Origin of the sequence: Ruminococcus sp. J1101004sp1_RTP21198st1_B9_RTP21198_201120 (assembly GCF_040924245.1) — a bacterium.
GTDB lineage: Bacteria > Bacillota > Clostridia > Lachnospirales > Lachnospiraceae > Blautia_A > Blautia_A faecis.
Window position 1 is genome coordinate 52651 of sequence record NZ_JBCOMI010000001.1, and the last position, 11223, is coordinate 63873.

The following is an 11223-nucleotide window of genomic DNA, read 5'->3' on the forward strand; positions in this document are numbered from 1 at the left end:
TTTTCTATGTATGAATTCTGTGAAAAAGTATGGGACAAAAGTCTTTTTTACAGAAGAGCACACCTTTTAACAGTATAAGAATAAAATGAGTTTTCGTCAATAAATATCTTGAAAAAGAAGGGGGAAATGCTAAAATATATAGGATAATACTTGAAGTGTATTTGAGGGTCAGCTGTTTCGCGCCTATGGCGCTCCCACAGCTGCCGACCGCATTCGTAATCAGGGCCATCGCCTGGCCCATTCGATATTCAGGAATTCGCTCGTGCAAGCATGGTTCATTCTTGGCTGCTGTACGAGACTTTCATAATAAATAAGAAGGGAAAATGACATGTTATATATAGGAAATCATACTTCATCATCCAAAGGCTACGCAGCCATGGGACGCCAGATTGTGAAAAATGGCGGCAACACGTTTGCATTTTTTACCAGAAATCCAAGAGGAGGGAATGCCAAGGCTATTGATCCGGCGGACGTGGCAAAATTTTTGGAGATTGCAAAGGAGCATGAGTTTGGGAAAATTGTAGCCCATGCGCCTTATACCTTAAATGCCTGCGCGGCCAAAGAAAATCTGCGGGATTTTGCCCGGGAGACCTTTGCAGACGATCTGAAACGTATGGAAGCCACACCTGGAAACTACTACAATTTCCATCCTGGCAGCCATGTAGGACAAGGAATAGAAGTTGGAATCCAAAAGATTGCAGAAGTTCTGAATGCTGTCCTTACCGAAGATCAGACCACCACAGTCCTTCTGGAAACCATGTCCGGAAAAGGTTCAGAGGTGGGAAGCCACTTCGAGGAGCTTCGTGCCATCATGGACCTTGTAGAAAAACGCGATAAACTTGGAATCTGCCTGGATACCTGCCATGTGTGGGATGGTGGCTACGATATTGTAAACGACCTGGACGGTGTCTTAACTGAATTCGACCGCATCATCGGTCTCGACCACTTAAAAGCCATCCACCTGAACGACAGCCTCAACCCTCTTGGCAGTCACAAAGACCGCCACGCCAGAATCGGGGAAGGCCAGATTGGTCTTGATGCCCTTGTCCGTGTCATCCGGCACCCGGCATTGGAGGGTAAGCCTTTTATTCTGGAAACGCCTAATGATGATGAGGGTTGGACAAGAGAAATTGCACTTCTTAGGGAAAGATATTCAGAATAAATTGCTATTTAGTTGATTAAAAGTTCTTCAATGCGGACGCATTTGGACAATGTGTATTACTCACTCGCCGGCGCAACGCTACAGCGAACTAACTGCTAACTGCGACTAATGCGTTCGGGAGAGCCCTCACGCATAAGTCTCCGTAAGCGCTGGATTTCGCTTACGCTAAGAGCGCGCCTGAAATGGCTCGCTGGAGTAATACACATTGCCCAAATGCTGTGTGTCGGCTGAAACTGATGCTGTTTAGGAACTTTTAACAAGGAGGTGGTGGGAGTGATTGGTTTCCCGATACTTTCTTGGCAATGATAGATTAGGTAAAACTAATAAAGCTGCGAAGTATCAACCATCTAAATGGGATATCGAAGGCACATAAAATAATATGTCAAGTTTTTTACTTGCAAAACAGCCCTAAAAATGTGCAAATACTTCATCGAAATTGTAAAAGCCGCTAATTTCGGCAAAATCCTTATAAACTTTCGTTTGTGATACAGTATAGGGAAACCAGTCACTCCCCCTCTCCACCTGTTGAAAGTTCCTACGTACAAATAAGTCCCAGCCAGTACACAGTATTCGGGCAATGGTGATTGCTCTAGCGAGCCATTTCAGGCGCGGTTTTAGCGTAGGCGAAATCCACTGCTTACGGAGACTTAATCGTGAAGGCTCTCCTGAACGATTTAGTCGCAGTTAGCAGTTAGTTCGCTGGAGCGTTGCGCCGGCGAGTGAGCAATCACCATTGTCCGAATGCGTCCGCCTTGAACAACTTTCAACACACTAAATAGCAAAACGGTGTTTCAATACCTATGCATTGAAACACCGTATTTTCTATAGTGATTTATGAATTATGAAAGAACCTCGTTCTTCAGCTCATCTCCATTGATATAAGCCTGCGCATTCTCCATAGTTGTCTCTGCAATGTTAGTGAGCGCTTCTTCTGTAAAGAATCCCTGATGGGAGGTCATGGTTACGTTCGGGAAGGAGAGAAGTCTCTGGATCAGGGAAGTCTGCATGATGCTCTCAGACAGATCTTCGAATACATAATCAGATTCCTCCTCATAAACATCCAGTCCAACCGCAAAGAACTTATGGTCGCGGATACCGGAAATCAGATCCTCCGTCTTGATAAGACCGCCACGGGAAGTGTTTACAAGGATAACTCCATCCTTCATCTGGGCAATTGTCTTTTCGTTGATAATATGCTTCGTCTCATCTGTAAGCGGGCAGTGCAGGCTGATCAGATCACTGGTAGCCAGCAACTCATCAAGAGAAACGTATTCCAGGAAGTCAAGATTCTTGTTTGGGAAAAGATCATATGCAATGACCCGCATTCCAAATCCCTTGCAGATTCTTGCCATAGCCTGACCAATTTTACCAGTACCGATAATACCGGCTGTTTTCTTGTAAAGGTTCACGCCCATAAGACCGCTTAAAGTAAAGTTGTTCTCACGGCATTTGATATAGGCCTTGTGAGTGTGACGGTTAGCTGTAAGAGCCAGCGCCATTGCGTGCTCTGCAACAGCCTCCGGAGAATACCCTGGAACACGCAGAACTTTTATGCCATATTTGTGAGCTGTCTTAAGATCCACATTATTGTAACCAGCGCAGCGCATAAGGATTAGTTTTACACCCTGCTGATGTAATTCTTCAATAACAGGAGCGCCAAGGTCTGCATTTACAAAAGCACAGATGGCTTCATAACCGTTTGCAAGAGAAGCGGTCTCCTCGTGGATATTTGCTTCAATAAATTTAATCTTAATATCTGGAAATTCAGGTAAAAGTTTTTCAAAAAACTGCTCGTCATAATTTTTGGTTCCGTAAAATAAAATTTTCATTATTTCTGGCTCCTTTCTTGTGGCAGCCGCTCTTTTGTCTGGGCTGTTCACCTTCGCTTTGTTTGTTTTAGTGTTCCTCAACTTACAGTGGGATTATACGTTATTTTTTTGAAGAAAAAAAGAGGAAAACGGAAAGTTTTTTAACTTCGTCGAAATCGTTAAAAGAATATCAATATAGAAATGAGATTAAAACGAATTTTAAAATTGCACAGAAATTAATACATGGCAAAATGTGCAATATGTATATTTTAAAAGAAAATATAAGCATATAATCTGGCAAAATATGACAGTTACACTAAACTAACATTGACTATTATTTAACATAAAATAAGAGGAATACACATCTAAAAAGGCAAAAAAACAGGAACCTAAATGGAAAAATGGTCACTTCTCACTCCGTTCACAGTAACGAAAATTGTTCTCATTTAAGTTCCTGCGGTTCAGATTATTCTCCTAACCGATACAGATCCTCATAAAATTCCGGATAAGAAATCTTCACACAATCTCCACCCTTAATAGATAGCGGTCCATCACAGAGCAGTCCTGCAACAGCGAAAGACATAGCCACTCTGTGGTCCAGATAAGAATCAATCTCTGCGCCGTGAAGCGGTTTGCCGCCATGTATGATCATTCCGTCATCTGTAGGCGTAATATCCGCACCCATGCGGGAAAGGTTCTCGGCCATAACCAGAATACGATCAGATTCTTTTACCTTAAGTTCTTTTGCATCCTTGATCACGGTGGTTCCCTCTGCGAAAGCGGCCATAACTGCAATCATCGGAATCTCGTCGATAAGAGTCGGAATGATTTCTCCGCCTACTGTTGTACCGTGAAGAGAACTGGTGCGAACAAGAAGATCAGCGGTAGGCTCTCCTTCCATATTTACATTTAAGAGCGTAATGTCAGCCCCCATATCTTTGCACACACGAAGCAGTCCGTCTCTTGTGGGATTGATTCCCACATTCTTCAGAAGAATCTCACTGCCTGGCACCAGAAGTCCGGCAGCGATGAAATAAGCGGCAGAAGAAATATCCCCAGGTACTGTAATTTCTCTGGCAAAAAGAGATGGTTCCGGAGCAATGGAAGCGGTAGTTCCCTCAGAAGTTACCTGAGCTCCAAAGTAGTTTAACATGATTTCTGTATGGTTCCTGGAAAGAACCGGTTCGGTGACGCTGGTAATTCCGTCAGAATACATTCCCGCCAGAAGTACACAGGATTTTACCTGAGCAGAGGCAACTGGTGAATCATAGTGAATGGCCTTCAGAGGATGACCTGCAATCCGAAGGGGAACACAGTTATTTCCCTTTATGCTTGCAATATCAGCGCCCATGGAAAGGAGAGGCGTCATGATCCGTTTCATGGGACGGCTCTGGATAGAGTCATCGCCGGTAAGCTCCGATACAAAATTTTGTCCTGCAAGAATACCGGAAATCAGGCGGGTAGTTGTGCCACTGTTTCCAACATCCAGAATATCAACAGGGGCAGATAATCCGTGGAGTCCTTTTCCATGAACCAGGATTTCTCCGCTGTTATTCTCAATATCAATGCCCATTTTGCGGAAACAGGAGATGGTGGAAAGGCAGTCAGCTCCTTCCAGAAAATGGGTGATCTTTGTGGTTCCTTTGGCAAGGGAACCGAACATGACGGCACGGTGGGAGATGGATTTGTCGCCTGGGACTGTAAGTTCTCCGTGGAGATTTGTAAGTTTTTTTATTTCCATAATAATCGTTCCTTAAATATAAAGTTTCATACAGCAAAAACAGGTATCGACTATATTACTTATAAAGAATTAGACGAGTCAATATGGCGTTTACTTCATATTTGCTGTATTGATACAGAGTTTGTCTGAAAAACTAATTGTAATGTATCCAATAAACAACTGTCGGTACGCAGGTTATCGCTCATAAACAATATAATTGCGCTTTTTCAAAAGTGCAATGGCCTTTTCCATAGCGTCTTCTTCATAAAATTCGATTTTCAGAACACCCTGCTCAAATTCACGGTTGTGGATAATTCCGATGTTCTTAATGCTGATCTTATCCATGGCAAGGATGGTGGCAATGGTAGCGATTCCGCCGGCCTCATCTGCAATATCCAGATAAAGCACATAAGCCTTGCGGATAGGACCATTATCCACAACATCAATGGAATCACGGTAATCCCTGGAGCTTGCAAACATCTGATAAATAGCATCTGCCTCCTTCCCATCTGTAGCACAGTTGTCTACAGAACAGCGGATCTGGATCAGCATGCGGATATAGTCGTCCAGAACATTGGAAATGTTCTCATGGTTTTCCATGCAGATCTGCTGCCACATAACGGGAGAGGAGGAGGCAATCCTCGTAATATCGCGGAAACCGCCTGCTGCGATGGTCTTCATATATTCGGCATCGTTGTCCAGAGTTTTTACCAGATTTACAAGGGCAGAAGCAATAATATGGGGCAGATGGCTTACACCTGCTGTAATAAAATCATGCTCTTCAGCTGTAAGCACCATAGGGATAGCACCAAGAGAACTGATCAGTTCTGTAAAATCTGAAATATATTCCAGTCCCACTTCTCCGCCCGGGGTAAGAATATAGTATGCATTTTCCAGAATGCGCTCGTTGGAATGGTCGAAACCGGTTTTCTCAGAACCGGCCATAGGGTGACCGCCGATAAAGCAGTCTGTCATTCCCAGCTCATCCACTTTCTGATGGATGATTCCCTTTACACTTCCCACATCTGTGATAATGCAGCCTGGCTGGCGGATCTCTTTCAGATATGCAAGGCACTCCAGGTTGATCTCTACCGGAGCACATAAAAATACATAATCACAGGATCCAAAGCGTGGATCCTTCATTTCCTCACAGACACCATCTATAATGCCGGTGCTGATGGCAGAGGCAAGTGCTTCCTTACTGCGGTTATAGGCCAGAATGTGGTAATCCGGATGGTACTTCCGGATGGCCTTGGCGATAGAGCCGCCGATCAGACCGAGACCGATAAAACCGATTGTCTTCATAATATAATGTCGTTTCCTTTCCTTCGTTAAAGTGAAAAATTATCTTATGATATTGTACGAGATTCCTCGCAAATTGTCAATTCCTACAGAAATGACAAAATAATCTAAACTTTTTTGAAAAAAGACCGTCAAAATCCCAGAAAATACTTGAAATTCTTCTGAATATTTAGTAAAATATGAACATATTAGACAAACAGGGAGGTATTACATATGGACGTTTTTAGAACTGACCGAATCAGAAATGTAGTGCTGTTAGGACACGGCGGTGCTGGAAAGACAACTCTGGCAGAAGCAATGGCATATCTTGCCGGCTTGACCAACCGTTTAGGCCGTGTAGAAGATGGCAACACAGTCAGTGATTATGATAAAGAAGAAATCAAACGACATTTCTCTATCACTACATCTCTGATTCCGGTCCCGTGGCAGAAGAACAAGGTAAACATTCTGGACACTCCCGGATATTTTGACTTCGTAGGAGAAGTTGAGGAAGCTGTCAGCGCTGCAGACGCAGCAATCATCGTAGTATCAGGTAAGGCAGGGGTACAGGTTGGTACCCAGAAGGCATGGAATCTCTGCGAGAAGTATAAACTTCCGCGAATGATTTTCGTTACCGATATGGACGTGGACGATGTAAGTTACCGTAAGGTAGTAGATCAGCTTACCGAGCTTTATGGCAAGAAGATTGCCCCGCTGCATTTCCCGATCCGTGAGGATGGCAAGTTCGTGGGATATGTTAACGTTGTGAAGCAGGCCGGAAGAAAATATATCGACAAGGGACAGAAGGAAGAGTGCGAGATTCCTTCTTATCTGGATGAGTACCTTGAGAAGTATCATGATATCCTGATGGAATCTGTAGCAGAGACCAGCGAGGAATTCATGGATCGTTATTTTGAGGGAGACGAGTTCTCCGTTACAGAAGTTTCCGCAGCACTTGCCGCCAATGTACAGGATGCAAGCATTGTTCCAGTATGCATGGGATCCCCGATCAATCTTCGCGGCGTATCCAACCTTCTGGACGACATCTGCGGATATTTCCCAAGCCCGGACAAACGTTCCTGCAACGGTATTTCCCAGAAGACCAACGAGATTTTTGAAGCAAATTACGATTTCGCTAAAGCAAAATCAGCATATGTATGGAAATCCATCGTGGATCCATTCCTTGGCAAGTATTCCCTGATCAAGGTTTGCTCCGGTGTTATCAAATCTGATGATACCCTTCTCAATGTTGAGAAAGGCACAGAAGAGCGCCTGAATAAATTATATGTTCTTCAGGGTTCCAAGCCCATCGAAGTTCCAGAGCTCCATGCAGGTGATATCGGTGCAATTGCCAAATTAGTCAGTGTTCAGACTGGTGACAGCCTTGCCACCAAGGCGAATCCGGTTCTTTATCCGAAAGCAATTCTTTCCACACCTTATACCTATAAGAGATTTAAGGCTGTGAACAAGGGGGATGAGGATAAGATTTCCCAGGCTCTTGCCAAGATCATGAGCGAAGACAGGACTGTTCGTGTTGAGAACGATGGTGCTAACCGTCAGAGTCTGATCTATGGTATGGGCGATCAGCATCTTGATGTTATTGTCAGCATGCTGAAAGAGCGTTATAAAGTTGATGTAGAGCTTTCCAAACCGAAGGTTCCATTCCGCGAGACCATCCGCAAGAATTCTGACGTAGAAGGCAAACATAAGAAACAGTCCGGCGGACATGGACAGTATGGACATGTTAAGATGCGTTTTGAGCCGTCTGGCGATATGGAGACTCCATACGTATTTGAGCAGGTTGTTGTTGGTGGTGCAGTTCCGAAGAACTACTTCCCGGCAGTCGAGAAGGGCCTTCAGGAATGTGTTCAGAAAGGACCTCTTGCAGCATATCCGGTAGTTGGTGTAAAGGCTACTCTTTATGATGGATCTTATCATCCGGTAGATTCCTCAGAGATGGCGTTTAAGATGGCTACCATCCTTGCATTCAAGAAAGGCTTCATGGATGCTTCTCCGGTACTGTTAGAGCCAATCGTTTCCATGAAGGTTACAGTTCCGGATAAATATACAGGTGACGTTATGGGCGATCTGAATAAGCGCCGCGGCCGTGTTCTTGGAATGAATCCGGATCATAACGGAAATACCATTATTGAAGCTGACGTTCCTCTTCTTGAGATTTATGGATATTCCACAGATCTTCGTTCCATGACTGGTGGAAGTGGTGACTTCTCCTACGAGTTTGCCCGCTATGAGCAGGCTCCTGGTGATATCCAGCAGAAAGAGATCGAAGCAAGGGCAAGTAAGGTTGACGCTGCTGATGAATAAGTAGTATAATGAGACGGAGAATTTCTTGAAGAAGTTCTCCGTCTTTTATGATGGAAGTTCATATGAGGAAAGAAGGAGGAATATTATGAACAGAAAAGGAATCAAAAAGATTATGCTGTTTTTACTTGCTTTTATGCTTGTATTTCCGGTTTATTCATTTGGAAAAGCAGAGGCGGTTCAGGCAGCAGCATTAAAAGCACCGAGGCTTTCCAAGGTGGTACGTGTAAACAAAAGTGTTAAAATTACCTGGAAAAAGAGTAAAGGCGCTTCAGGCTACTATGTTATGCGTAAGACAGAAAATAGTTCCTGGAAAAAAATCAAAACTGTGAAAGGCGGTTCCAAAACATCTTACACAGATAAAAAAGTGAAGAGTGGAACTACATACTACTACACAGTAAAAGCCTACAAAGGAAAGAAAGTAAGTTCCTATAACAAAAAAGGACTGAAAATTGTTTATGAGGTGCCAACCACAACGAAACCGGATACTGCCGGCGGAAATACCACGGCAACAGGTTCCACTGTTGCAAATACAGCTTCCGAATATACCATTGAAACGGATATGGTACTTTCTGGTTCCGGTTCCGGTTACCATGCGAAGCTGGTTGCCTGCACGGCGACCTCTGCAGTAAGCTTTGGTATCCAGTATGACAAACATGCAAGAGCTCCCTATACAGGTAAGGCATGGTTCATGATCGAGAATGTAGCCCACAATGGTGCAGGCGGTCAGAACTATATCTGGGTTCAGGAAGCGGCCAGAGATAAGACTTACCATGTAATGCTGACTGTGAAAAAAGACGGAACCTGCAGCTGCTACATCAACGGCAAACTTGCCAAAACAGTTAAAAACAGCAGTCTTGCAAACACAACTGTCTATCTTCGCGTAGAGGGTTCTGCAAGATTAAACGGAGATTCTGTAAATGCCACATTCAGCAATATTGAATTGAAGGCTGACGGCAAATATTATGCAGATAAGATCTGGGGTACGCATGACTTCACAACCAATAAGGGAATCAAGGCAGATGCTTCCGGATATGCGGCTTCCAAGCGAGTAACGATTAAGGGAAAAGTAAAAGGACTGGCAAGTGGTCAGGACTGGGATAGTGCATACGAGCAGGTATCCGGAATCATTCAGTTTGTGAACTGATAGAATGAGATATAGTAGAATGACAAATTATTCTAAATGGACATGCTGCTGCAAGTGACATCACTATATATGAAATAAAAACAGCATTCAGACAGAATTATGAAGAAGTATATTCTGTCTGGATGCTGTTTTATTTATAAAATAATAATCTTAATATAGCATTTACAGGATCTTAGTTGTCCATTTACTGCAGTCCCACACCTGTGAAACCACATCCTGATAAAATTCCGGCTCATGGCAGATGAGAAGCACACTTCCACGGTATTCCTTTAATGCCTCCTTCAGAGCCTCTTTTGCATCCACATCCAGGTGGTTGGTAGGCTCGTCAAGAAGAAGGACATTTGTCTCTTTGTTTACCAGCTTGCAAAGGCGGACCTTGGCCTGCTCACCGCCGGAAAGCACACGGACCTGACTCTCAATATGTTTGGTGGTGAGACCGCATTTTGCAAGTGCGGAGCGGACTTCATACTGGGTATAAGATGGGAATTCTGCCCAGATCTCATCAATACAGGTAGTTTTATTGTCACCTTTTACCTCCTGCTCAAAATATCCGATCTGCAGATTGTCCCCTAATTCCCTGGTTCCCTTCAATGATGGGATCAGACCAAGAATACTTTTCAGAAGAGTTGTTTTTCCAATTCCGTTGGCACCTACAAGCGCGATTTTCTGGCCTCTTTCCATGGAAAGGGTGAGAGGGCGGGAAAGGGGCTCGTTATATCCGATCACAAGATCCTTTGTCTCGAAGATGTATTTGCCAGGGGTGCGTCCTTGTTTGAAATGAAACTCCGGCTTTGGTTTCTCGGCAGCCAGTTCGATCACATCCATTTTGTCCAGCTTTTTCTGGCGGGACATTGCCATGTTTCTGGTGGAAACCCGGGCCTTGTTTCTGGCAACGAAATCCTTCAGTTCGCTGATTTCCTGCTGCTGGCGGCGGTAAGCCGCCTCTAACTGAGCCTTTTTCACTTCATAGACTTCCTGGAAGTGGTCATAATCGCCTACATAACGGTTCAGCTCCTGATTTTCCATATGATAAACGATATTGATCACATCATTGAGAAACGGGATATCGTGGGAAATCAGGATAAAGGCATTCTCATATTCCTGGAGATAGCGTTTCAGCCATGCAATGTGCTCTTCATCCAGATAGTTGGTGGGTTCATCCAGAAGAAGAATATCTGGTTTCTCCAGAAGCAGCTTGGCAAGGAGCACCTTGGTACGCTGTCCGCCGCTGAGATCTGTGACATCACGGTCAAGTCCAAGATCCAGAAGACCAAGTGCCCGGGCAACCTCTTCTACTTTGGAATCAATTACGTAGAAGTCGTGCATGGTCAGGGTATCCTGGATAGTTCCCAGTTCCTCCATAAGAGTTTCCATTTCTTCCGGGGAGGCTTCACCAAGGGAATCACAGATGGTATTCATTCGTTCTTCCAGTTCAAAAAGCCAGGAAAAAGCAGATTTCAGCACGTCGCGGATGGTCATGCCAGGAGCGAGGACAGAATGCTGGTCCAGATAACCTACGCGGACATTTTTTGCCCACTGAATCCTGCCCTCATCTGGCATCAGTTTGTCAGTTACAATATTGAAGAAGGTGGATTTTCCCTCTCCGTTGGCGCCTACCAGGCCAATATGTTCTCCTTTTAAAAGACGGAAGGAAACATCATGGAAAATGGCTCTGTCACCAAAGCCGTGGGTAAGGTGTTCAACATTTAAAATACTCATAGATAACTCCTGTTCTTAAATCAGAGCGCGTTTGAAACAGGCTCCGGTGTATATAGATAGCAGC

7 protein-coding genes are annotated in these 11223 nt (G+C 44.2%); 3 read left to right on the forward strand and 4 right to left on the reverse strand.

Going from position 1 to position 11223, the window contains the following annotated elements:
* Positions 1 to 328 precede the first annotated feature (328 nt).
* Complete coding sequence (locus tag AB5618_RS00235) at positions 329 to 1162, forward strand: deoxyribonuclease IV (RefSeq protein ID WP_148461960.1); 834 nt, start codon at positions 329 to 331, stop codon at positions 1160 to 1162.
* Between the two features lie 839 nt (positions 1163 to 2001).
* On the opposite strand, the gene AB5618_RS00240 is transcribed toward AB5618_RS00235, so the two are convergent.
* From AB5618_RS00240 to AB5618_RS00250, 3 genes are all read right to left on the reverse strand, one after another.
* Entirely contained in the window at positions 2002 to 2991 is a 990-nt protein-coding gene (locus tag AB5618_RS00240) for a 2-hydroxyacid dehydrogenase (protein WP_148461961.1), read from the reverse strand.
* A 445-nt stretch (positions 2992 to 3436) separates the two neighbouring features.
* A complete protein-coding gene (aroA, locus tag AB5618_RS00245; protein WP_368366417.1) occupies positions 3437 to 4711 on the reverse strand; it encodes a 3-phosphoshikimate 1-carboxyvinyltransferase in 1275 nt (424 codons plus the stop codon).
* A gap of 174 nt (positions 4712 to 4885) precedes the next feature.
* Positions 4886 to 5995 (reverse strand): prephenate dehydrogenase, encoded by a 1110-nt coding sequence (locus tag AB5618_RS00250; protein WP_173717731.1) that lies wholly within the window; start codon positions 5993 to 5995, stop codon positions 4886 to 4888.
* A gap of 210 nt (positions 5996 to 6205) precedes the next feature.
* Between AB5618_RS00250 and AB5618_RS00255 the strand changes: the two genes are divergently transcribed.
* A complete protein-coding gene (locus AB5618_RS00255) occupies positions 6206 to 8296 on the forward strand; it encodes a translation factor GTPase family protein (RefSeq protein ID WP_118578841.1) in 2091 nt (696 codons plus the stop codon).
* Positions 8297 to 8381: 85 nt separating this feature from the next.
* Positions 8382 to 9440, forward strand: a complete 1059-nt coding sequence (locus AB5618_RS00260; protein ID WP_173717732.1) for a hypothetical protein — start codon at positions 8382 to 8384, stop codon at positions 9438 to 9440.
* A gap of 162 nt (positions 9441 to 9602) precedes the next feature.
* Here AB5618_RS00260 and AB5618_RS00265 read toward each other — a convergent pair whose 3' ends face one another.
* Entirely contained in the window at positions 9603 to 11159 is a 1557-nt protein-coding gene (locus AB5618_RS00265) for an ABC-F family ATP-binding cassette domain-containing protein (protein ID WP_173769076.1), read from the reverse strand.
* Positions 11160 to 11223: the final 64 nt, after the last annotated feature.

Excerpts from the sequence above, each read along its gene's own strand:
- AB5618_RS00250 (WP_173717731.1), bottom strand. The coding sequence starts at position 5,995 with ATGAAGACAATCGGTTTTATCGGTCTCGGTCTGATCGGCGGCTCTATC.
- AB5618_RS00255 (WP_118578841.1), top strand. The coding sequence starts at position 6,206 with ATGGACGTTTTTAGAACTGACCGAATCAGAAATGTAGTGCTGTTAGGA.
- aroA (WP_368366417.1), bottom strand. The coding sequence starts at position 4,711 with ATGGAAATAAAAAAACTTACAAATCTCCACGGAGAACTTACAGTCCCA.
- AB5618_RS00265 (WP_173769076.1), bottom strand. The coding sequence starts at position 11,159 with ATGAGTATTTTAAATGTTGAACACCTTACCCACGGCTTTGGTGACAGA.
- AB5618_RS00260 (WP_173717732.1), top strand. The coding sequence starts at position 8,382 with ATGAACAGAAAAGGAATCAAAAAGATTATGCTGTTTTTACTTGCTTTT.
- AB5618_RS00240 (WP_148461961.1), bottom strand. The coding sequence starts at position 2,991 with ATGAAAATTTTATTTTACGGAACCAAAAATTATGACGAGCAGTTTTTT.
- AB5618_RS00235 (WP_148461960.1), top strand. The coding sequence starts at position 329 with ATGTTATATATAGGAAATCATACTTCATCATCCAAAGGCTACGCAGCC.